The organism is Raoultibacter timonensis (genome assembly GCF_900240215.1).
In the GTDB taxonomy this organism is placed as follows: Bacteria; Actinomycetota; Coriobacteriia; order Coriobacteriales; family Eggerthellaceae; genus Raoultibacter; species Raoultibacter timonensis.
The window spans coordinates 1,702,831-1,724,383 of record NZ_LT964679.1 but is presented as its reverse complement, the minus strand read 5'-3'; the positions used below and the strand labels follow the sequence as shown (position 1 = coordinate 1,724,383).

Genomic DNA, 21,553 nt, shown 5'->3' with positions numbered 1-21,553 from the left:
CTCCTTGTGTGATGCAGATCGATTGGTGGAACATGGATGATGCGTGCTTTTCCGATAACCCCCTATCTCGACGCAGCCGCTCATCCCTCGGTTCTGGTGCGTCCCTCAAACGAGCACCAAGCTGCCGAAAACGTTGTCGAGCACCTGCAGGAACGAAGCGGGATGCAAGCGGGCTGCCCGGATTCGCGTCTTCGGTATGGTTCGAAACGGATAATCCTTGCATACAGATCGTAGATGGCCAATTCTGCGCGATGGGCGCATGGATGCGTATCGCTGAATCGGGGTAGTTGATCTCGGTCATCTATGAGCCACATGCGAAAATTCGCGCTCCGACCAACCTGGTGCATACCTCCTCTCGTTTCGGGAGACGTACCATGCCTGAACTGTGGCGGCGTCAATGCTACCGCCTTCTTGTCGGCATTATAGGAAGATGTTCGAGTATGGGGCAAATACGTATATTGCACGGTCTGTTGCGCACGGATGTTTATCCATCCATTCGTTTTTTGCAATATCAAATAACGGATTGTGCATACAAAGCTCGCATAAAGGTCTGATCAGGAGTTCTCGAAGTGTGTCGCGGTACCGGCGTACGGCTGATCGGTCGTACGTGTGCGGGGCAACGGTGCGAATGCGCCCGGCAGCGGCGGCATTCGCATGCTCGACCGGCGTTATTCCGGGTATATTTCGGCGTAGAGGCGCTCGGCGTGCTGCTCGAGCTGTTCGGCGAAGAAGTCGAGCTCGGCGCGACCCGAATCCTTCTTCATGAACGCGTAGGCGTCGACGTAGCGCTTCTTGTCCTTGAGGGCGAGCACGGTGACGTGCTGCTTGAGCAAGTCGGAGATCAGCGGCTTGTATTTGCGGTCGACCTTGGTGAGCAGATGAATGCCGTCGCCGGGATCGGTTGCATAGAATTCCAGGGGGTTGTCCGATGGCACGAGCGTGATGTTCGGGTAGAAGCCCACTTCCGAGCACATGCGGATGAAATCCTCCCTGAACCGTTCGCTGTGCCGGTTCGCTTGGAGGATGAAGCGCGATTGGGAGAGGTCTTTGAGTCCGAGGTCGGTGCGCGATGCCAGAGGCGAATCCTTCGCAACGCCCACCACGAGCTCGCCGTGGAATTCGGGAATCCAGATGGCCTGCACCGAGTCGGGCAGGTTGGGGTTTGCGGGGGAGGAATCGGTTATGACGGTCTCGAACGAGATGTCCACCTTGCCCGCCTCGATCATCTGCTGGGCGCTCAGTCCGCTGCTGTCCAAGTTGAGGAATTCGATGCGCAGCCCGGCGAAGTTCTTCTTCGCAAGCGCCATCGCCTCGTTTATGCCTATATAGAGGGCATTGGTGTGAAGCAGGTCGAGGATGAGGATGCGCCCGCTGCGCGAGGTGGGCAGGGTATGCAGCTCGGCGAGCATGTTGGCCTGGTCGCCGATGATCTTGCCGGCGTACTTCAGAACCACTTCGCCCGCTGCGGTGAGGCTCAAAGGCCGCGTTTCGTAGAAGAGCTGGCATCCGAGATCGTTGGAAAGGGCCGCCATATGGCGGCTCAAAGAGGGCTGCGACATGTTGAGATCGCGGGCGGCTGAAACGAAGCTCTTGTGGGCGGCGAGTACCATAAATTCCCTATAGGTTTCGATGTCCATCAAGAAGCCTCCAGTTTTCCTCTTTGTCCTTGGTTTATTTGAAATATGAATTGTTCGAATTCGAAACGAGCATAAACGGATAAACGGTTCTGCACGATGGGCTGTACAACATACGTATTTGTTTCATACTCGCGCATGTTCCTATAATACTCGAAAAGGCAGCATCCATGTAGGTCGTGGGATGGATATACGGTCGCTGCCCTTCGATCCTCAATTGCGCTTCACGTGAATATGGTCTGACAATCCGCCGAACTAACGAAAAGGAGCACGCGATGGACTTCAAGAAAACCGAGGAGCAGGAACTTTTGCTCGAAAGCCTCAAAACGGTTATGGAGCGGGGTGATTTCGAGAACTACTTCAAGGAATGCGACAAGAACCACGAATACCCCCAGAAGGCCATCGACGCGCTCGTCGAAGCGGGCTTCTCGACGCTCGGCATTCCCGAGGAGTTCGGAGGCACTCCCACCGATATCCTCACCCAGATCATGGTTGCCGAAGAGGCCCATGCCCTCGGCTACCCGTCGCTTGTCTGGATCAACTTCGCTACCGAGGTCGACGACATCCTGACCTTCGGCAACGAAGAGCAGCAGAAGGCCGTCCTCGATTACGCGCTTCAGGGCATCAAGCCCTTCACGCTCGGGTTCACCGAGCCCCAAGCGGGCTCCGATAGCGCCGCCATGGCCACGACGGCGACCAAACGCGACGGCAAGGTGTACATCAACGGCAACAAGACGTTCAACACGAGCGCCGACCGCGCTCCGTTCATGCTCTGCGTCTGCCGCAGCGGCATCAACGAGAACCCCTATAAAGACTTCAGCATGTACCTGTTCCCGATGGACCGCCCTGGCATCACCATCGAGAAGCTCGACAAGATCGGCAACAACATGTGCGGCACCTACGAAGTCCACCTCAACGACGTCGAGTGCGAAGAGACCGATATCGTCGGCGTCGAGGGCAAGGGCTTCTACCAGCTGATGAAGAACTTCGAGGTCGAGCGCTTGACCATCTGCGCCGCCAACGTGGGCATGGCCCGTTGCGCCTACGACGAGGCCGTGAAGTATGCGGGGGTGCGCGAGCAGTTCGGCAAGACCATCGGGTCGTTTCAGCTGATCCAAGAAAAGATCGTCGATATGAAGATCAAGATCGAGAACATGCAGAACATGCTGTACAAGGCCGCATGGAAGAAGATGAACGGCGAGTCCATCCAAATCGACTCCTCGCTCGTCAAGCGCTATACCGGGCAGGCCGCCTTCGAGGTCATCGACGACGCCATGCAGATCATGGGCGGCATCGGCTACACGCACGACTGTCGCATCTCGCGCCTGTGGCGCGATCAGCGCGTCTACCGCATCATGGCCGGCACCGAGGAGATCATGGTCCATACCGCCGGGCGCGCGCTCATCAAAGAGGCCCAGTAGGCCCACGAGAAAGGATGAGGCGAACAATGAATACCGTTGCATGCTACAAAGTGGTTCCCGATGCGCAGGACATCGACGTCAACCCCGACAAGACCCTGAACCTCGACAAAGCCGAGATGATTCTGGGCGAATACGATCTGGTGGCCATCGAGGAGGCGGCGAAGCTCGCCGAGGCCACCGGGGGAAGCGCGGCGCTCCTTTCCGCGGGCGGCGAGAAGCTCAACGATACGAAGCTCGTCAAGGCCGCCCTGTCGCGCGGCGCCCAGGAGCTCTATTGCGTTATCGATCCCGTCCTCGATTCGTCGGACGCGTTCCAGACGGCCTCCGTGCTCGCCGCTGCCCTCGGCAAGATCGATTACGATCTCGTCGTGTGCGGCGAGGGATCGGGCGATCTCTACGCACAGCAGGTGGGGTCGCTTGTCGGGGCTCTGCTCGGCGTTCCCGTGGTGAACGCCGTGAGTTCTATCGAGGCGAAGGACGGCGCGGTTGTGGTCGAGCGCACGCTTGAAAACGAAGTCGAGGTGCTCGAGGTTACGCTCCCCGCCGTCGTTTCGGTGACGACCGATATCAATCTTCCGAGGATCCCCCAGCTCAAAGACATCCTCGCGGCTGGAAAGAAACCGGTTGTCAAGTGGACGCTCGACGAGGTCGGGGGGCTTCCCGAAAGCCCTGTCGAGACCGTCTCGGTGCTTGCGCCCGAAAACATCGAGCGCAAGCACGTCGTGTACGAAAGCGCAACCGATGAGAACATCGGCGAGCTGGTAACCAACATCAAGGCTTCCTGGTAGGGGGTGCGGATAGGATGAACATGCTCAACAAAGTATGGGTTCTCGGCGAAACCCCTGAAAGTTACGCCGCATTGATCGCTGTCGGAAGAAGGATCGGCGAAAGCGTCGAAGCGGTGTGCATCGGCGATGCGACGGTCGGGGCTGCGCAGGGCGCGGGTGCGGATGCGGTTCTCGTCGCCGCGAGTCAGGGCGAAGGCCTCGTCGAAGATGCGGTTGCTGCCGTTATCGCTGCCGTCGGGGATCGCAAGCCCGATGCGGTTCTCATCGCAACGACCAAGCGCATGCGCCTCGTTGCCGCTCGGATCGCGGCTGCGCAGAAGACGCGCGTCGTCAACGACGCCGTGCGCGTATGGGTCGAGGACGGCGCTTTGCTGGCCGAGCATATGGTGTTCGGCGGCAGCGCATACAGCGTCGAGAAGGTGAACGGCGGTCCCGCCATCGTGCTTTTAAGCGACGGCCTGCTCTTGAACGAATCGCTCGAAGGCCTGTCGGCATCCGATGCTGCGCCCGAGGAGCTGCCGGCTGTCGCCGCCGCTTCGGGCATCACGCTCGTCGAGAAGAAACCCCGCACGATCGAATCGGTGAACCTCGCCGCCGCCCGTCGCGTGATCAGCGTGGGCCGTGGCATCGAGAGCGCCGAAGACCTGCAGATCGTCGATGGCCTCGCGCAGGCTCTCGAAGCCGAAACGGGATGCACCCGCCCCATCGCCGAGGGGCTGAACCTGATGTCGAAGGAGCGCTACATCGGCGTGTCGGGCGTCATGCTCAAGCCCGACCTCTTCGTCGCCGTCGGCCTTTCGGGCCAGGTCCAGCATATGGTCGGGGCCGTAGGCGCCAAGACCATCGTCGCCATCAACAAGGATAAGAACGCGCCCGTTTTCAAGCAGGCCGATTACGGTATCGTCGGAGATTTCCGCGAGATTGCCCCCAAGCTCGCCGCCGGCCTGAACGCGTAACCGATCCGATTCGAACACAAGGAGCAATGCAATGGACGAGAACTTTTTCAAGGAACTGGCTAAAAACGTCAACGACGGTCCGACGCCCTATATCAACCTTGCCCAGATGAAGGCGGAGATCGTGGAGGAGCGCCACGTTCGCCTGCTGCTTCCCTTAACCGAGCTGCACAGAAACCACGTCGGCATCGCGTACGCGGGCAGCGAGTTCGTGCTGGCCGAGATCGCAGGCGGTACGCTGTTCATGGCCACCTACGGCACCGACGAGTTCGTGCCGATCCTCAAGAGCGTCGAGTCGAAGTACCTCAAGCCCGGCACCAAGGATCTCGTCGTCGAGCTCTCGCTGACCGAGGACGAGGCGGCCGAGAAGATCGCGCCCGTTCGGGAGCGCGGTCGCGGCGACTACTTCCTCGACGTGCCGGTGTTCGACGTGGACGGCGAGCAGGTGGCGCTCATGAGCTTCAACTACTACGCCCTGCCCGCGCAGCGGTAGGGCTCGGGCGACTGACGGAAGAGCGCGCTTCGGGCGCGCAACGCGACGAAGGGAAAGCACATGAAGCACTACGATGCTATCGTTATCGGAGCCGGCGTCGGAGGCCTAGCCTCCGCGCTGCTCCTCGCACAAAGCGGCAAGAAGGTCGCCTTGTTCGAAAAGCGCATGCAGCCCGGTGGCCGCATCGGCTCGTCGAAGCGCGACGACTTCACGGTCGACTTCGGCGTGCACCTGATCTCCCGCGGAGAGAAGGGTCCGCTGATCCAGCTGCTCGACCGGTGCGGCGTCGAATCGAACATCGAGTTCACGAAGGTTCGCCCCATCCAGTCGACGGGCGGTGAGAAGTTCAAGTTCCCGCAGGACCTCAAGGGACGCGTTTCCGACGAGGATTTCGAGGCCGTCATCAAGATGGTCACCGACGTCAAGAACATGACCGACGAGGAGACGGGCGCGTTCGACGGCCAGACGCTCGAGGAGTTCCTCGACACCTACACCACCGACCCGTTCGTGCACGCATGCGTGAGCCAGATCGGCTTCATCTACTGCTGCATCCCCGAGTACCGCTTATCGGCGGGCGAGTTCGCCCGTTGCCTCAAGTGGGAGGCTGAAGCCCATGCTTCCGGCTATCCGTCGGGCGGCTGCGTATCCATCCTCGCAGCCTATATGAACGGCCTTGAGAAGTACGGCGTCGAGACGCACTTCGGCAAACCGGTCGAGAGCATCGTCGTCGAGGACGACCGTGCCGTCGGCGTGATCGTCGATGGCGAGGAGTTCCGCGCCGACATGATCGTGTCGAACGCGGGCATCCAGGAAACCGTACGCGATCTTGTGGGTGCCGAGCACTTCGATGCCGAGTACGTCGAATACGTCGAGGGCCTCGAGATCTCGTTCGTGTCGATCATCGCGCGCTTTGCGCTCGATACCGTGATCAGCCCCGAAATCAAAATGCTTTCCGGGTTCTCTTCGGTTCCCGTCAAGGAGTACAACGACAAGCTCATGGCGGGCGAGGTGCCCGAGGAACTCAACTCCTTCATCGTCGTTCCCTCGAGCTTCGACCCCTCGGTTGCACCCGAAGGAAAGCAGCTGGTCATGATGACGACGGCGGTTCCCGCGGGCATTCCCGACGAGCATTGCCCCGCCATCCTCGAAGCGCTCATCGACATCGCAGAGGAAAGCTTTCCCGGCCTTCGCGAGCATGCGATTTTCGTCGAGAAGGTATTCCCGGCAGACGCGGCGCGCATTATGGGCGAAGATGGAGCGGGAATCGGCATCGCCCAGCAGGCGGGTCAAGCCGGCAAAGACCGTCCGGCGATCAAATCGCCGCTTGCGGGCCTCTACATCGTCGGTGCCGAAGCCGGTGGCGCGGGGGTCGGCACGGAGCTGGCTGCCAACAGCGCGATCGAGTTCTTCGACACTTACGTAGCGTAGTTCCGAAAGGAGATGGCTTCTGTGGCAAAGCATACCGATATTCCCGCATTCGGAAACCTCCAGGGCGTCAAGGTGGTGGTATCGGCCGTCTCGACGGCCGGACCCTTCGCGGGCGAGCTGTTCGCCGAGCAGGGCGCCGATGTGATCTGGCTCGAATCCCCCAAGGGCATCGATCCCTTGCGCTGGACGCAGGACGGCTGGGGCGTGCAGAACGAACGCCGCAACATGCGCACCCTCATGCTCGACGTCGTGTCGGGGGAGGGACGCGACGTGTTCCTCAAGCTGATCGAAGGCGTCGACATCTTCATCGAGGCTTCGCGCGGCGGGCAATGGGACAAGTGGGGCTATTCCGACGAGCTGTTGTGGGAGCGCAATCCGAAGCTCGTCATCGGCCACATGTCCGGCTACGGTTCGACGGGCGATCCGGCCTACGTGAACCTGCCCGGCTACGATTTCACCGTAAACGCGTTTTCAGGCCTCATGTACCTCAACGGCTACAAGGACGNGCCTGCTGCAGGATGTTCATGGCCACGACGTTGAACGAGGAGCCCGCGGGGGTGGCCATGCCGCCGGTGACCGCGGCGATCGGGATGCCGATCATGAGGCAGCGCCCGAGGTTGGACTGCAGGGGCTTGGCCCCGGTGGCCTTGAGGATCGTGNGCCCAGTAGCGGGCGAACGCCTTGATGGTGTAGGAGGGCACGCCGCAGATCTTCTCGGCCCACTTCGGGGTCTTCGGCACGCCGTCCTCGCCGCCGAGCACGTAGTAGCGGAAGTGGTCGAAGCCGACCGCGTGGGTGTCGAGGTACTCCTGGTCGTACGTGCCTTCGGTGATCCAGGTGTAGGCGATGGCCAGCTGGAGGGCCGCATCGGTGTTGGGAAGCACGGGGATCCACTTGTCGGCGTGCACCGCGTTGGTGTAGTTCACGTCGGGCGAGATGTGGATCTGCTTGATGCCGAGGTCGGTGAACCAGAAGCACAGGCGGCTCGCCATGTAGCCGCCCCAACCGAGCGGGGTCGTCTCGACGTCGCAGCCCCAGAACAGCACCGCGTCGCCGTTCTCGGCGATGTCCTTGATGACGTTGTTCTGGAATGATTGCTGGCCGAGCGGATCCATGCCCCAGATGTGCTTGGCGCCCCAGTACCAGCCCTCCCAGCTGTCGGGCTGGCGCGACTGGAGGGTGAATCCTCCGCATAGCTCGAGCATCTTGGTTACGCAGCCGTGCGCGGCGTGGACGACCTTCGTCTCGCCGTGGCCGTCGACCTCGCAGAGGATCGAGTACGGGCCGTACTCGTCGTGGATGCGCTTGATTTCCTTGGCGACGATCTCGGACGCCTCGTCCCACGAGATGCGCTCGTAGCCGCTCGAACCGCGGGTCTCGGGGTGGCGATTCCCCTCGGGATCCCAGTCGACGCGCTTGAGCGGGTAGGGGATGCGGTTCTTGGAGTAGACGCGCTTCTTATAGCAGAGCGAAAGGGGCGACATGAGCGTCTTGAACCCCGGTTCGAACGTCTGGCCGCGGGCTTCGATCTTCCAGGCGTTCAGATCCTCGGGCGTATAGTGCTCGTCGAAGTGGAAGGGCCTGATGCGGAGAATCTTGTCGTTCTCCTCGTCGATGTCGACCGTGCAGGCGTTGCTGCCCAGGCCGAAGCTGTCGAAGCCCAGCCCCTTGATGATCGGTTTGCCGGTAACGTTGTTTCCCATCTTCTAATCTCCTCACTGTGTAAGAGCTGTGCGGTCGGTCTTGCAAGCGGCCGCGGTGGTTCGGCCGCCCTGCAGTCGCTCGCTTCGGACGCGCAGGGCGGCTTAGTCCTTGAGGCTATGCGTTCGGGGCCGGCGGCTTCGGTGCCGAGGGGGCGCCGGGCGCTCCGGGGGCTTTGGGTACGCCGGGAGCTTTAGGGGCTCCGGGGGCGCCGGGCATGGGGGGTACGCCGGGGGCCGGGGCGGCTTTCGCGCCGCAGCTCGGGCATTGGTCGAGCGTGGGATCTACCTCCGCGCCGCACTGGGGGCACTTGACGGGACCTGCCTCAACAGTTGGTGGTCTGAAGCACATGATGTCGTCCTTTCTGCGGTTTTACCGCATTGCGTGAAACGTATCTATGCACATCCCGAATCGAGCTCATGCAATATCTGTTTTCGCTGTCGAAAACAGCCTGCGAGACCTCGGCCCGGGTAGGTACCGATTGGAATAAACCATAATTTATCAGGGGAAATAAAGCTAATATGCAAGCGGTGCGTACCCCCGTGTTCGCCGCTTGCTGCGCTATGGATACAGTATTGTCGGTTGACCGAATTAATCTACAACTGCTAATGTTGAAATCGGTTTTTTTGGTAAATCCGTATCATACTGAGATGTTGAGAGGGCCGTTTCATGGGGGAAACAGACGAGTCTGCAGAGCCGAAGCGCACGAGGACGCCGGGCGATCTTCTGAACACGTACATCCTCGCGGGCATCGGCTTCTCCTGTCTTATCGGATGGGAGCTTTCGGCGGTTTTCAGCCCCTCGCTCGTGCTGCTCGACTTCTGCGACATCCATGAGGGCGTGATGCTCCGCATCGTTTCCATCCTCACGCTCGCCGCATCGTTCGCTTTCTTCATCGTCAAGCAGGATTGGATATTCGAGCACCGCAACAAGCTTTTCACGGTAGGGTCGCTGCTCGCGCTCGTGGCCGTGGTCAATACGATGTTCAACGCATCGTTCGAGTGGATGCCCATCTGGGTATCGGCGATCGCGTGGGGCTTGTTCGGCATCGCGCAGGCGAGCAGCATGATGTACTGGTGCATCTTCTTCAGCCTCATACCCACGCGCCGTACGGCGGTGACCATCTGCATCGGGGCATGCGGGGGAACGATGCTGTTCGTGTTCGCGAACGCTACCGGGGCGACGTGGCTCGGGTTGCTGGAGATATCGCTGCTCATCTTGGGTTCGGTGGGCCTTGCGGCGTTTCTCTCGACGCGGATTCCGGGCGAGAGCATCCTTCCCGTCAAGGAATACCGCCGAAGCGCGCTCTTGACCGTGCCGTCGATGCTCTCGGTCGCGTGCCATGGCGCCGTGTACGGTTTCATGTCGATCCTCATGTGCTCGATGGGCCCGGTTGCGGCGTTGGTTTGCGGTGCGAGCGGCCTTATCGGCTCGGCGCTCGCGTTCGTGTGGGGCTATCTCGGCCCGAAGGTCGAAGTCGATACGGGTATAGTCCAGCGCATCTCGCTTCCGATGATCATGATGGGGCTTTTGCTGTTTCCCTTCGCCGACGAGGCGGGAAAGATCGTGTGCGGCTGCTTGGCGAACGTCGCGCTCGCCCATTCTTCGGTGATCGCGTGGTATTCGACGAGCATCGACAACGCCGAATTCCAGTTGCACCCCGTCGACCGGTTCGCGAATCGGCAGGCTCCGAGTTGGGTCGGATTCTTCCTCGGCTCGATCGGAGCGTATCTGATCGTATTCGTCTTCGATCTTTCCGATTGGGCGTTCTGCCTCGTTGTGGTAGTGTTCGCGCTCCTTGTGATCACGGTGTTCTCGATATACGGGGGAGACGAGTCGAAAACGAAGAAGCGCTTGAACGATCTTCTGACCTCCGCTACGGCGGTGGAGGCCGTTGCAGAGGAAGACGCTGCCGATAAGCACGTGAACACGTTCAGGCAGCGCTGCGATCGGGTGATCGACGATTACGAGCTTACGCCGCGCGAGGCCGAGGTGTTCTTCCTGCTGGCCAAAGGGCGCAATGCCGAGTACATCGGCAAGCAGCTCGTGGTAAGCAGCGCGACGGTCAAATCGCACATCTACCATATCTACCGCAAGCTCGGCATCAATTCCCAGCAGCGGCTCATGACGATCGTCGACGACGAGACTAAGTAGCGCGGGACACGGCGCTTCGGATGGCGGCCATGACGGCTTTGATCCCGCTTTGCCGTTCTGCCGAGAACAGATCGGCGAGCCCGGTTTGCTCGAGGAACGTGAAATCGGTGGAAAGGATATCCTCGTCGGAGCGGTTCGAGTAGATCTGCACGATGGCGTTCAGTACGCCGCGCACGATGAGCGTGTCGCTGTCGAGCGCTATGGTCAGACGTCCTGTGTGCCCGCGGATCACCCGCAGCCAAACGCGGGATTGGCAGCCTTCGACAAGCGCCGCCAGCTCTCTTTCCCCGTCGGGCATCACCGGCAGCTCGGCTGAAAAGCCGAGCAGGTATTCATAGAGGGAAAACGGATCGTCGGAGAACTCCGCGAAGTCGGCGACGAGGCGTTGTTGTGTTTCGGCAGCTGTTTCCATGATGCTTCCATTATACCGAGCGGGTCAACCGCTGTACAACGGCGGAGCGCTCGCCTTTGTACAGCGGTCGGCGAGCATTTTGCCGCCCATGCCCGGTTTGCGAGGCGGAAACCGGAACCGCGCTGCCGGGACGCCCAGCTGGCCGGTTGCCGTCAGCGGCGCGTTCGGTACGATTCGCCCCATTCGCTGCTGAACGACGCGAACTGCGAAGCCGGCATCGGGCGGGCGAACAAGTAACCCTGTCCGATCGCGCAGCCGAGTTCTTCGAGTGCTTTAGCCTGATCGTCCGTTTCAATACCTTCGCACACCGTGGTGATGCCCAAATCGTTCGAAAGGTCGATGATGCTTTCGAGTATCTTCGTTTCGCGACCCGTTGCATGCTCTTGCGAGATGAAGCGTCGGTCGAGTTTGAGGACGTCGATGGGCAGCTTGCGCAGCAGGCTCAGTGACGAGTATCCCGTTCCGAAGTCGTCCATCGCGATGAGGAAGCCGGCGCTTTGGAGGGCCTCCACGATGCCGATCACGGCGTCTTCGTCCACGGAGAATGCGGTTTCGGTGATCTCTATCTCGAGGGCGCTGCGGACTATGCCGAACCGTTCAACCGTTGAGGCCAGCGTGTCGGCGAAGTCTTGCTGGATGATGGTGCTGCGCGAGAAGTTGACGGCGAACGTGGGTGGAGCCGCATCGAGCGAGGAGAGCTCAGCATAGGATTCGCAGGCCCGCTCGAGCATAAAGTAGTCGAGTTCGACGATGCGCCCGTTTTTCTCGAAGAGGGGAATGAAGCTGTCGGGTGCGAGGAAGCCGAGCGTTTCCGAATCCCAGCGGCAGAGCGCTTCGGCGCCGACGATCTCGTTTGTCGCGAGATCTATCTGTGGTTGCAGATAGAGCTTGAACTCGCGTTCGCTTATGCCGACGGACATGTGCCTGACAATGTCGTTCTTGCGTTTGATCAGGTCTTTGAAGGCATCATCGTACCACGCGACCCCATCGACGAGCCCACCTTCCTTAAGGACGGCGGTCGCGTTGCTGATCGCTTCGGTGACGGAGGAGCCTTTGACGACTCTGCATGCGCCGAGACCGTATTTGAGCACACCCGAAAAGAACAGCCCGTCTTGGTCCTTCAGGTGCTTCTGCAGCGCGTCGGCCATGTGCTCGACTCTTCCGGGGCGGTCTTCGAGCAGCAAGACGAAGTGGTCGGCGTTTGTGTGCGCGCAGATCTCGTCCCGTTCGCAACAGCTTTCAAGCAGTTCGCCCGTCGACACGATGATGCGGTCTCCCGCATCGTGGCCGTACGATTCGTTTATGAGCCTGAAATTGTAGATGTTGCTGTAGACAACGAGGTAGGAGCTGGATCTCCCGTTTGATATCAACGCGTCGGCCTCCTCCTCGAACGCGGCGAGATTTCTCCCGTGGGTGAGAAGATCGGTGCGGTAGGCCCGTTTCTCGTGGCGCAGGCTGCTGCGCTCCATGAGCAGCACCAACGAGGTGACGGCGAGGATCAGAACGAGTCCCACGACGAACGAGGTGAGAAAATCCTGTTCGGCGCGCGCCTGTGCGGCAAAGACCATCTCGTCAGCCAGCTCGAAGTGCCGCTCGCTCAGTTCGAGCAGACGTTCGGGCGAACCTTCTCCTGCGTCGAGCGCCGCAATCTCGTCTTTCATGAGACCCCACTGTTCGCGCGTCGCATCGATCTTCTCGATGAAGTTGCGCGTCGCCTGGCTTTTGAGGGGTCGCGATTGCTCGCCGGTCGATATCTCGTCGAGCAGCGCCTCGATGCGCTGCGCGGTTTCGTCGGCGTGTTGGCCGGCCAGCTCCATCTTAGCCACCCGTTGCGTGCCGCCTCGTATGACGCCCGCGTCGTTGATGATGCCGGCGTAGCTCTGCATCTGGAAGAAGAGGAAGAGAAGGAGAATCGCCCCGAAGAACCAGGCGGCTATGACGATGAGGTTTCTCCGTTTCACGGGCGGGATCCTTCGGGTGGCCGAATGCGTACATCGTATCAGTATAGCCTTCCCGCCGTAAAAGATAACAAGATTGATCATTGAAACTTTGCTTTGTCCGTGGTGGTTCGGTTGACATTCGGGTAACGGTGCTTGCGTCAGTCTCTCGTGGTGCTATACTTCCGCTAAAATAAAACTGACTAGTCAGTCAAAAAAGGAGACAGGAATGACAGGGCAACCATACATGGCGGCGCACGGTCTCGAGTTGAAGACGCTTGCGGGCTATGCGTACAAGGGAGTCGACCTCGAGGCTTCGCGCGGCGAGCTTGTGGCGGTGCGCGGACGCAACGGAAGCGGGAAGACGGCGCTGCTCCTCACGTTGGCCGGCCGCATGAAATCGACGGGAGGCACGCTTGCGGTGGGCGGTTTCGAACTTCCCCGGCAGCGCGCCAAGGTGGAGCGCAAGGTGGGGCTCGGCATCTTCGCCGGCCTCAACGAGCTGCAGGAGAGCCTGACGGCGGTGTACGCGGTCGGCGCCGAGTTCGAGCTGTTCGGCCGCAAGCCGAAACGCGAGCAGGTGCTCGCGTACATGCGCGCTTGGGAGATCGACGACATCGCCAACGTGCGCATCAAGGACATCTCGGCCGAAAAGATGGCGCAGCTCGGTATCGCGCTCGCATTCGTGGGCGAACCCGAAGCCGTTGTGATCGACGATATCGAAGATCAGCTTACGATGTCGCAGTCTGAGGGTCTCATGACCATGCTCCACCGGGCTGCGCGCGAGCAAAGAGCCGCCATCGTCGTCGGCGTGGTCGAGCGGGGCCTTGCCGACATGGCCGATGCGAAGGTATTTCTTGCGAAGGAAGGTGAGTAGCATGGCGTTCAAAGGATTGCGATTCGCCGGACTCGAATGGAAGAACATCACGGCATCGAAGGTGATGTGGGTGGTCATCGCCGCTATCGCCATCATGCCGCTGCTGTACGGCGCGCTGTACTTGGCGGCGTTCCAGGACCCCTATGCGCGGCTTAACACGGTGCCCGTTGCCGTGGTGAACGAGGACGCGGGCGCGGTGATCGCGGGGGAGAACCGAACGCTCGGAAACGATGTGGTCGACGAGCTTAAGGGCACCGACGACGGGCTGCAGTGGAACTTCGTGTCGGCTGAAGAGGCGCAGAAGGGCCTCGAGGACGGTACCTACTTCATGGTGTGTACGATTCCCGCCGACTTTTCCGAAAGCGTCGCCTCGGTCGACGGCGATTCGCCGCGCCGTGCGCAGCTCAAGATCGAGTACAACCAGAGCGAGAACATGCTGGCCTCCCAGATCGGCGAGTCGGTTTGGAAGGAGGTTCGCCAGCGCGTGAGCGATACGGTGGCCAACGAATACTGGACGACGGTGCTCGATCGCGTGGCCGATTCGGGCAAGGACATCAAGACCGCCGCCGACGGGGCAGGCGCCCTCAAAGACGGCCTGGTTACGGCGCAGGACGGCAGCTCGACCATCACGACGAACCTCGGTACCCTCAAAGACGGCGCCCTTTCCCTCGATGGCGGGCTTGCCACGCTGGCGAGCGGGGCGGATGCTCTCGAAAGCGGCATCGGCACGCTCCAAGCGGGCGCCGACCAACTCAAATCGGGCACCAGCANATCAGCTTACGATGTCGCAGTCTGAGGGTCTCATGACCATGCTCCACCGGGCTGCGCGCGAGCAAAGAGCCGCCATCGTCGTCGGCGTGGTCGAGCGGGGCCTTGCCGACATGGCCGATGCGAAGGTATTTCTTGCGAAGGAAGGTGAGTAGCATGGCGTTCAAAGGATTGCGATTCGCCGGACTCGAATGGAAGAACATCACGGCATCGAAGGTGATGTGGGTGGTCATCGCCGCTATCGCCATCATGCCGCTGCTGTACGGCGCGCTGTACTTGGCGGCGTTCCAGGACCCCTATGCGCGGCTTAACACGGTGCCCGTTGCCGTGGTGAACGAGGACGCGGGCGCGGTGATCGCGGGGGAGAACCGAACGCTCGGAAACGATGTGGTCGACGAGCTTAAGGGCACCGACGACGGGCTGCAGTGGAACTTCGTGTCGGCTGAAGAGGCGCAGAAGGGCCTCGAGGACGGTACCTACTTCATGGTGTGTACGATTCCCGCCGACTTTTCCGAAAGCGTCGCCTCGGTCGACGGCGATTCGCCGCGCCGTGCGCAGCTCAAGATCGAGTACAACCAGAGCGAGAACATGCTGGCCTCCCAGATCGGCGAGTCGGTTTGGAAGGAGGTTCGCCAGCGCGTGAGCGATACGGTGGCCAACGAATACTGGACGACGGTGCTCGATCGCGTGGCCGATTCGGGCAAGGACATCAAGACCGCCGCCGACGGGGCAGGCGCCCTCAAAGACGGCCTGGTTACGGCGCAGGACGGCAGCTCGACCATCACGACGAACCTCGGTACCCTCAAAGACGGCGCCCTTTCCCTCGATGGCGGGCTTGCCACGCTGGCGAGCGGGGCGGATGCTCTCGAAAGCGGCATCGGCACGCTCCAAGCGGGCGCCGACCAACTCAAATCGGGCACCAGCAAGCTTGAAAGCGGTGCCGGTTCGGTGGTCTCGGGCGCATCGAAATTGAAAAACGAAGGCACGTCGGCCGTTGCCGAGGGGGCGAGCCAGCTGGCGCAGCAGACCGCCGGACTGCCCGGGCAGGCAGCGCAGCTCAACGAGGGAGTACAGCAGATCGTTGCAAGCATGAACGGGCTTTCTGCCGCCATCGGCGCCGATGACTCCCAATCGAACCAGGAGCTCATCGGCGGCGTGAACCTCGTTTCCGGCGGTCTGAGCCAGGTGTCTGCGGGCGCATCGAGTTTGGCATCGGGCCTGCAGGACGCATCGGCGGGGGTCGCCCGGATCGGCGGTGGGGTAAACGGATTGAATGCGAAGGCGAACGATGCCCTCTCGGCGATGGCGGGCGCTTCGAGCGATGCCGAAAAGGCTGCGATAGCGGAGCAATACCTGACCGGCATAGCGAATGCTACCGATTCTGCGTCGGATCTCGCCGTCGGGGCGGCTACCTTGCAGCAAAAGCTTACGAGTACCGACCCGAGCAACCCCGGCGCCATCGCCGCCGCGCAGTCCATCGCGTCGCAAACGGGCGACGGATCGGCCTTGCAACAGGGTTTGGCCGGGGTCAAGGGCGGGTTGTCGGCGGCCCGCAGCGGCATCGAGAGCAGCCAACCCCAGCTCGAGAAGCTCTCCGATGGCACTTCGGCGCTCGCAGCCTCCGCTCCCGCGCTGGTGGGCGGCATCAAGAGGCTCGACTCCGGCGCGAGCGAAGTCGATGCCAACATGTCCTCGCTGGTATCGGGTGCGTCGCAGGTCGCTTCGGGAGCCAGTCAAGTCAACGAGGGGGTTTCGTCGGCGGCGTCGGGGGCCGACCAGCTGAGCGGGGGCGCTTCGCAGCTTGCTGCGGGGGCGCAGTCGGCCAAGGACGGTTCGTCGCAGATCGCTTCGGGCGCTTCGCAGCTCGAGGGGGGCTCGGCGACGCTGACCGACGGTCTTGCCGACGCCGTTGACGGTTCGGGCGAGCTTTCCGAAAAACTTGCCGAGGGAGCCGAAACGGCGGCCGGCCAGACGACGAACGTCACAGCCAAAGCCGATGCCATGTCCGACCCCGTCGAGCTTGCAAGCGAGTACTACACGACCGTGAAGAACTACGGCACCGGGTTCGCCCCCTACTTCATGGCGCTCGGCCTGTGGGTCGGCGGCCTCGTTGCGGGCTTCGTGTTCAAGCCGCTCAACCAGCGCCTTATCCTCTCAGGCGGCAATCCCGTCATGGTGGCGTTCGCGAACTTCATGCCGATGGCCGTATTCGCGATCATCCAGGCGACGCTTTTGATGGTGGTGCTTCAGTTCGGCTTGCAGCTGCAGATCGACAACGTCCCCGCTTTCTACGCTATGGGCTACCTTACGGCGATCGTGTTCGCAGCCATCATGCAGTTCCTCATGGCAACGTTCGGGTTCCCCGGCAAGTTCGTCGCCATCATCCTGCTCATGCTGCAGCTGACGGCGTGCGCCGGCACGTTCCCCATCCAGACGACGCCGCCGTTCTTCCAGGCGATCAATCCGTACATGCCGATGACGTACGTGGTGTCCGGCATGCGGCAGATCATGACCGGACTCGATTACGGCATCGTAGCCTTCGATTGCTTCGTGCTGTTTGCGATCGGTGCGGTGTGCTTTGCCCTGACGAGCGTGGTAGCATATCGGAAACGCACCGTTCGTATGGAGGATCTGCATCCGGTGCTCCAGCTCGGATAGGGCAGTTGCTTCGGGTCGAGATGCGCTCGGATAGGATGGCGAGATGGTTGGGATGATAAAAGCGGCGGTTTCACAGCGGGGGGAGAAGGGCGGCAAGGCGCGGGCGACGCGCGCCTTGCTGCTCGATGCGGCCGTGAAGGTGATCGGGCGCAAGGGCTACACGGGCGCCACCGTCGACGAGATCGTCGAGGAGGCGGGCGTATCGAAGGGCCTGGCGTACTACCATTTCAAGAGCAAGGCCGAGATGGCGTCGAGCATTCTCGACGACGGGATCGGCGAGCTTGCCGACGAGTTCGTCGCGATTGCCGAGGCGGCTGACAGCGGGCCGTCTGCCCTGATCGGCATGATCGAGCGCTTTGCCGTGAAGATATTCGAGAACAAGGAGTTCGGGCGCTTTTTCGTATCCGAGCTATGGCGCGAAGGGCGCGTGTGGTCGGGCTCCATGCGCGAGAACGAGGAGCGCCTGCTCGGCCTCATCAGGGAGCAGTTGCAGCGCGCGAAGGACGGAGGCCTCATCCGTCCCGAGATCGACGTCGATTTCGAAGCGGTCGCCCTCGTGGGCATGGTGCTCACGACGTCGCTCTACTACATCGACGAGAAAACCGATGTCAGTGAACGAGACTTCATCGACAACATCATCGATTTCGTGCGCCATGCAAACGTATGTCCCGAATGAGGGGCACCTCCGATCCGCTGCGTTCGAAACGTCCGGGCAACGTGATTTTGTTGATTGGGCGAGGCTAGAGCGCCTGCGCGCCTCCTGCGCTACAATATTCGGCATCAATGCGGGCCGGTGGCGGCCCTCGGTTCAGGCAGCCGCTCGGCGGCTGCGTTCGACGTAAGGGAGTTTGCGCCTATGTGCGGAATTGTCGGATACACGGGCATCGAGCCCGTCAAGGATATCCTCATCGAAGGCCTGAAGCGCCTCGAGTACCGCGGGTACGATTCGGCGGGCGTCGCCATCGAGAACGATGGCGAGCTCGAAGTCGTGCATTGCGTGGGCAAAGTCGGGGAGCTGGCCGACAAGGTTGCCGACAGGAGCATGCCGGGCACGTGCGGTATCGGGCACACCCGCTGGGCCACCCACGGGCGTCCGAGCGAAAAGAACGCCCATCCCCACACCTCGTGCGACGGTCGCATAGCCGTCGTCCACAACGGCATCATCGAGAACTTCGCCGAGCTGCGCGAATCGCTTATGGCGAAGGGCCACGTGTTCACGAGCGAAACCGATACCGAGGTGCTCGCCCACCTCGTCGAGGACGCCTACGAGGGCGACCTGCTTCATGCCGTTCATGCTGCCACGCAGCGCGTGATCGGCGCTTACGGCCTCGCCGCCGTTGCGGCCGACGAACCTGGCACGATCATCGCCACGCGCAAGGATTCTCCTATCGTCATCGGCAGGGGCGAGCACGGTTCGTACGTCGCCTCCGACATCATCGCGCTCATCGACGCAACGCGCGACGTGGTCATTCTCGGCGACCATCAGTTCGCCAAGCTCACGGCCGACTCGATCGAGTACTTCAAAGAGCCGGGCGAGCGTTTCGAGCCGGAAGTCACCCATATCGATTGGGACGTCGACCTGGCGGAGAAAGGTGGCTATCCCGACTTCATGCTGAAGGAGATACACGAGCAGCCGCGCGTTGTGCGCGATACGCTTGCCGGACGGATGGCGGGCGGTATGCTCACGATCGACGAACTCGATTTGAGCCATGACGAGCTCAACCTGATCGACCGTATCTACGTGATCGCCTGCGGCACGAGCTACCATGCGGGACTCGTGGCCAAGCAGCTCATCGAGGGCTGGGCGCGCATTCCCACCGAAGTCGAGGTGGCAAGCGAGTTTCGCTACCGCAACCCCATCATCACGCCCACGACGCTCGTGGTCGCCGTGTCCCAGTCGGGCGAAACGGCCGATACGCTTGCGGCCATCCGCGATGCGCGCGTGCGGGGCGCCAAAGTGTTCGGCATCACCAACGTGGTCGGCAGCCCCGTCGCCCGTGAAAGCGACGGCGTGATCTACACCAAGGCGAACAAGGAAATCGCCGTCGCGTCCACCAAATCGTTCCTCGGCCAGGTTGTGAGCCTTACGCTTTTGGCCATGCTGCTTGCGCAGAGCAAGGGCAAGCTGACGACGAGCCAGATCAAGCTTTTGTTCAAGGAGCTCGCCGATACCGCCGAACAGATCGAAACGATCCTCTCGGATACGGCCGCCATCGATAAGGCGGCGCTTGCGTGCAAGGACGCCTGCTCGTCGCTGTTCATCGGTCGCGGTCTCGGTGCGGCCATCTGCGCCGAAGGAGCCTTGAAGCTCAAGGAGATCAGCTACCTTCATGCCGAATCCTATCCGGCGGGGGAGATGAAGCACGGTCCGATCGCCCTTATCGACGACGGCTTTCCCGTTGTCGCCGTAGCCACCCAGAGCCCGACCTACGAGAAGACGATCTCGAACCTCCAGGAGAGCCGCGCGCGCGGAGCGCTGATCGTGGCGATCGCGACCGAGGGGGACACCGAGATCGAAAAGCATGCCGATTACGTGATCTACATCCCGAAAGTGCGCGATTGCTTCTCGCCGATTACCGCGAGCGTGCCCTTGCAGCTGTTCGCACGCGCCATCGCGGTTGCCCGCGGGTGCGATGTCGATCAGCCGCGCAATCTCGCAAAGTCGGTAACGGTCGAGTAGGGGTGCGCATGGCGGCAGGAGACGAGACGGTGGGGGCGGCACGCGGCGCTGAAGCTGCGCCGGGGCGAAGGCTGCGGACGCTCGAGGAGGTCGGCCTCGGCGTCGACATCGTCGAGATCGAGCGCATGAAGAAGATACTCGCGCGCACCCCGAGCTTCAGGAAGAAGGTGTTCTCGGAGGAAGAGCAGGCCTATTGTGACGGCAAGGGCGTGCCCGAGATCCACTACGCCATGCGCTTCGCCGCCAAAGAGGCGGTTCTGAAGGCGCTCGGCACCGGCTTTTCCGAAGGCATCGGCGCCCGGGATGTCGAGGTCGTGCGCAACGCGAAGGGAAAGCCCACGGTCGCGCTGCATGGCCGCGCCAAGGAGGTCGCAGCGGATCTGGGCGTCGTGGAGCTGCCGCTTTCGCTTTCGTACACCCATACCGAAGCCGTCGCGTGCGCCATGGCGATAACCGCCGAATCGGTGAAGGCGGCCGAGAAGCGCGTCGATCCGATGGAGGAGCTCGCCAAACAGTTCAAAGAGGCGCGCGCGATGCTCGACGAGATGGATGCGAAGCCCGAACCTGCGGCCGATGGGCTCTCGTCCGGCGGAGCTGCCGCCGAACAGCCGACGCCGGGCGATTCCGCGTCGGGCGACCCTGCATCCGGCGAACCGCCGGCAGACGGTACCGTATCCGATGAATCCGTACGAATCCCATAGGCTGCGCGGGCTGCTCCCGTATCCCGATCGCGAGGCGAACAAGTACTCGCGCGGGCATCTCGTGCTCGTTGCGGGCAGCGCAGCGTATCCCGGGGCGGCGTGCTTGGCTGCGTTAGCGGCGCAGCGCATGGGAGCCGGCTACACCGAGGTGGTAACCGATCCTTCGGCGCTTCCGATCGTGCAGTCGTTTCGCCCCTCGCTCGTGGTGAGAAGCGATGAAACCTGGCTCGCCGGCGAACCGCTCACCGCTTCGCCGGCGCGTCCGGGCGCCTGCGCGGTGGGCTCGGGGTTCGATCCTGGCGACGAGCGGTCGAAACGCCTGCTGTTTCGCGCGCTCGATACTGCCGATGCCCCTGTGCTCGTCGATGGGGGAGCGCTCGCGGCCCTTGCGACCGATGAGGGTCGCAAACGATGCAGGGAGCGGTTCGTCTGCGGCTTGCCGACCGTCGCTACGCCCCATGGCGGCGAGGCGGCTCGCTTGGCGAAACTGCTCGGCTTGCCGACCGACGACGCCCGTTCTCTCGCGCGGTCGCTTTCGCTTGCGTACGGTATCGTCGTGGTTCTGAAAGGCCCCGTTACCTGGATCTCGGACGGCGAGGCCGAGGTGTGCATGGACGAGGGCACGCCCGCCCTTGCGAAAGCCGGGACAGGGGATGTGCTTGCGGGGATGATCGGATCGCTTTTGGCCCAGGCGCTTGCTCCCGTCGATGCCTGCGTGCTCGCGGCAACGCTCCATGCGCACGCCGCCCGCTTCGCTTCCGATGATCTGACATCGGTTTCGGTGACGCCGGAGGACGTGCTCGACTACGTGCCGCGCGCAATCGCTGCGATGGGTTTTCGCGATGGCGCTTCCCGCTGACGTGCGGGCATCGGAAGCACCCTCGGCCGCCTTTCGTTCCCTGAGAGCTGCGCGTATGGTTTTCGCTGAGGTGGCGGCCGCGTAACCGC

Annotated in this window: 19 protein-coding genes; 15 read left to right on the top strand and 4 right to left on the bottom strand. The window is 61.9% G+C overall.

Features of this window, described 5'->3' with window-relative positions:
• Positions 1–668: 668 nt before the first annotated feature.
• Positions 669–1,637 carry a LysR family transcriptional regulator gene (locus tag C1722_RS07690; protein ID WP_102378711.1) on the bottom strand — a complete coding sequence of 323 codons (969 nt, stop codon included), beginning with the start codon at positions 1,635–1,637 and terminating at the stop codon, positions 669–671.
• Positions 1,638–1,909: 272 nt separating this feature from the next.
• On the opposite strand from C1722_RS07690, the gene C1722_RS07685 reads away from it, so the two are divergent.
• From C1722_RS07685 to C1722_RS07660, 6 genes are read left to right on the top strand one after another with little or no spacing between them, the layout of a single operon-like run.
• Positions 1,910–3,055 (top strand): acyl-CoA dehydrogenase, encoded by a 1,146-nt coding sequence (locus tag C1722_RS07685; RefSeq protein ID WP_102378710.1) that lies wholly within the window; start codon positions 1,910–1,912, stop codon positions 3,053–3,055.
• A gap of 26 nt (positions 3,056–3,081) precedes the next feature.
• Positions 3,082–3,843 (top strand): putative electron transfer flavoprotein FixA, encoded by a 762-nt coding sequence (fixA, locus tag C1722_RS07680; RefSeq protein ID WP_102378709.1) that lies wholly within the window; start codon positions 3,082–3,084, stop codon positions 3,841–3,843.
• Positions 3,844–3,863: 20 nt separating this feature from the next.
• Positions 3,864–4,799 carry an FAD-binding protein gene (locus C1722_RS07675; protein ID WP_180995085.1) on the top strand — a complete coding sequence of 312 codons (936 nt, stop codon included), beginning with the start codon at positions 3,864–3,866 and terminating at the stop codon, positions 4,797–4,799.
• Positions 4,800–4,830: 31 nt separating this feature from the next.
• A complete protein-coding gene (locus tag C1722_RS07670; protein WP_102378707.1) occupies positions 4,831–5,289 on the top strand; it encodes a PaaI family thioesterase in 459 nt (152 codons plus the stop codon).
• A 60-nt stretch (positions 5,290–5,349) separates the two neighbouring features.
• Positions 5,350–6,717 (top strand): phytoene desaturase family protein, encoded by a 1,368-nt coding sequence (locus C1722_RS07665; RefSeq protein ID WP_102378706.1) that lies wholly within the window; start codon positions 5,350–5,352, stop codon positions 6,715–6,717.
• Positions 6,718–6,729: 12 nt separating this feature from the next.
• Entirely contained in the window at positions 6,730–7,257 is a 528-nt protein-coding gene (locus C1722_RS07660) for a CoA transferase (protein WP_425319346.1), read from the top strand.
• Here the strand turns inward: C1722_RS07660 and C1722_RS07650 are convergent.
• The gene (locus C1722_RS07650) at positions 7,212–8,420 is read right to left on the bottom strand and encodes a molybdopterin-dependent oxidoreductase (RefSeq protein ID WP_244902485.1); all 1,209 of its coding nucleotides are present in this window, start codon (positions 8,418–8,420) and stop codon (positions 7,212–7,214) included. The two genes, C1722_RS07660 and C1722_RS07650, sit on opposite strands and share 46 nt — an antisense overlap.
• A gap of 667 nt (positions 8,421–9,087) precedes the next feature.
• Here C1722_RS07650 and C1722_RS07640 point away from each other — a divergent pair.
• Positions 9,088–10,572, top strand: coding sequence for a response regulator transcription factor (locus C1722_RS07640; RefSeq protein ID WP_102378704.1), 1,485 nt, complete (start codon positions 9,088–9,090; stop codon positions 10,570–10,572).
• Here C1722_RS07640 and C1722_RS07635 read toward each other — a convergent pair.
• Both C1722_RS07635 and C1722_RS07630 read right to left on the bottom strand, forming a co-directional pair.
• The gene (locus C1722_RS07635; protein ID WP_102378703.1) at positions 10,565–10,984 is read right to left on the bottom strand and encodes a SufE family protein; all 420 of its coding nucleotides are present in this window, start codon (positions 10,982–10,984) and stop codon (positions 10,565–10,567) included. The two genes, C1722_RS07640 and C1722_RS07635, sit on opposite strands and share 8 nt — an antisense overlap.
• A 152-nt stretch (positions 10,985–11,136) precedes the next feature.
• A complete protein-coding gene (locus C1722_RS07630; protein ID WP_180995084.1) occupies positions 11,137–12,945 on the bottom strand; it encodes a putative bifunctional diguanylate cyclase/phosphodiesterase in 1,809 nt (602 codons plus the stop codon).
• A 205-nt stretch (positions 12,946–13,150) separates the two neighbouring features.
• On the opposite strand from C1722_RS07630, the gene C1722_RS07625 reads away from it, so the two are divergent.
• The 8 genes from C1722_RS07625 (at position 13,151) to C1722_RS07595 (ending at position 21,464) form a co-directional block, all read left to right on the top strand.
• Positions 13,151–13,798: an ATP-binding cassette domain-containing protein gene (locus C1722_RS07625; RefSeq protein ID WP_102378701.1), complete on the top strand. Its 648-nt coding sequence runs from the start codon at positions 13,151–13,153 to the stop codon at positions 13,796–13,798.
• On the top strand, positions 13,764–14,594 hold the full coding sequence (locus C1722_RS07620; RefSeq protein ID WP_425319345.1) for a YhgE/Pip domain-containing protein: 831 nt from the start codon (positions 13,764–13,766) through the stop codon (positions 14,592–14,594). The genes C1722_RS07625 and C1722_RS07620 overlap by 35 nt, the downstream gene beginning before the upstream one ends.
• Positions 14,581–14,721 (top strand): hypothetical protein, encoded by a 141-nt coding sequence (locus tag C1722_RS16945; RefSeq protein ID WP_180995083.1) that lies wholly within the window; start codon positions 14,581–14,583, stop codon positions 14,719–14,721. Before C1722_RS07620 ends, C1722_RS16945 begins: the two co-directional genes overlap by 14 nt.
• Before the next feature lies 1 nt (position 14,722).
• Positions 14,723–17,224 carry a YhgE/Pip domain-containing protein gene (locus C1722_RS07615; protein ID WP_102378700.1) on the top strand — a complete coding sequence of 834 codons (2,502 nt, stop codon included), beginning with the start codon at positions 14,723–14,725 and terminating at the stop codon, positions 17,222–17,224.
• A 43-nt stretch (positions 17,225–17,267) separates the two neighbouring features.
• Positions 17,268–17,900, top strand: coding sequence for a TetR/AcrR family transcriptional regulator (locus C1722_RS07610; protein ID WP_244412002.1), 633 nt, complete (start codon positions 17,268–17,270; stop codon positions 17,898–17,900).
• 180 nt (positions 17,901–18,080) lie between these two features.
• Positions 18,081–19,904 carry a glutamine--fructose-6-phosphate transaminase (isomerizing) gene (gene glmS, locus C1722_RS07605; protein WP_102378699.1) on the top strand — a complete coding sequence of 608 codons (1,824 nt, stop codon included), beginning with the start codon at positions 18,081–18,083 and terminating at the stop codon, positions 19,902–19,904.
• An 8-nt stretch (positions 19,905–19,912) separates the two neighbouring features.
• A complete protein-coding gene (acpS, locus tag C1722_RS07600; protein ID WP_102378698.1) occupies positions 19,913–20,605 on the top strand; it encodes a holo-ACP synthase in 693 nt (230 codons plus the stop codon).
• Positions 20,583–21,464 carry an NAD(P)H-hydrate dehydratase gene (locus tag C1722_RS07595; protein ID WP_102378697.1) on the top strand — a complete coding sequence of 294 codons (882 nt, stop codon included), beginning with the start codon at positions 20,583–20,585 and terminating at the stop codon, positions 21,462–21,464. Before acpS ends, C1722_RS07595 begins: the two co-directional genes overlap by 23 nt.
• The last annotated feature ends 89 nt before the right edge of the window (positions 21,465–21,553 follow it).

Coding starts and splice junctions, on each gene's coding strand:
- fixA (WP_102378709.1), top strand. CDS start 3,082: ATGAATACCGTTGCATGCTACAAAGTGGTTCCCGATGCGCAGGACATC.
- C1722_RS07675 (WP_180995085.1), top strand. CDS start 3,864: ATGCTCAACAAAGTATGGGTTCTCGGCGAAACCCCTGAAAGTTACGCC.
- C1722_RS07640 (WP_102378704.1), top strand. CDS start 9,088: ATGGGGGAAACAGACGAGTCTGCAGAGCCGAAGCGCACGAGGACGCCG.
- glmS (WP_102378699.1), top strand. CDS start 18,081: ATGTGCGGAATTGTCGGATACACGGGCATCGAGCCCGTCAAGGATATC.
- C1722_RS07635 (WP_102378703.1), bottom strand. CDS start 10,984: ATGGAAACAGCTGCCGAAACACAACAACGCCTCGTCGCCGACTTCGCG.
- C1722_RS07690 (WP_102378711.1), bottom strand. CDS start 1,637: ATGGACATCGAAACCTATAGGGAATTTATGGTACTCGCCGCCCACAAG.
- C1722_RS07615 (WP_102378700.1), top strand. CDS start 14,723: ATGGCGTTCAAAGGATTGCGATTCGCCGGACTCGAATGGAAGAACATC.
- C1722_RS07685 (WP_102378710.1), top strand. CDS start 1,910: ATGGACTTCAAGAAAACCGAGGAGCAGGAACTTTTGCTCGAAAGCCTC.
- C1722_RS07610 (WP_244412002.1), top strand. CDS start 17,268: ATGGTTGGGATGATAAAAGCGGCGGTTTCACAGCGGGGGGAGAAGGGC.
- C1722_RS07625 (WP_102378701.1), top strand. CDS start 13,151: ATGACAGGGCAACCATACATGGCGGCGCACGGTCTCGAGTTGAAGACG.
- C1722_RS07665 (WP_102378706.1), top strand. CDS start 5,350: ATGAAGCACTACGATGCTATCGTTATCGGAGCCGGCGTCGGAGGCCTA.
- C1722_RS07670 (WP_102378707.1), top strand. CDS start 4,831: ATGGACGAGAACTTTTTCAAGGAACTGGCTAAAAACGTCAACGACGGT.
- acpS (WP_102378698.1), top strand. CDS start 19,913: ATGGCGGCAGGAGACGAGACGGTGGGGGCGGCACGCGGCGCTGAAGCT.
- C1722_RS16945 (WP_180995083.1), top strand. CDS start 14,581: ATGTCGCAGTCTGAGGGTCTCATGACCATGCTCCACCGGGCTGCGCGC.
- C1722_RS07595 (WP_102378697.1), top strand. CDS start 20,583: ATGAATCCGTACGAATCCCATAGGCTGCGCGGGCTGCTCCCGTATCCC.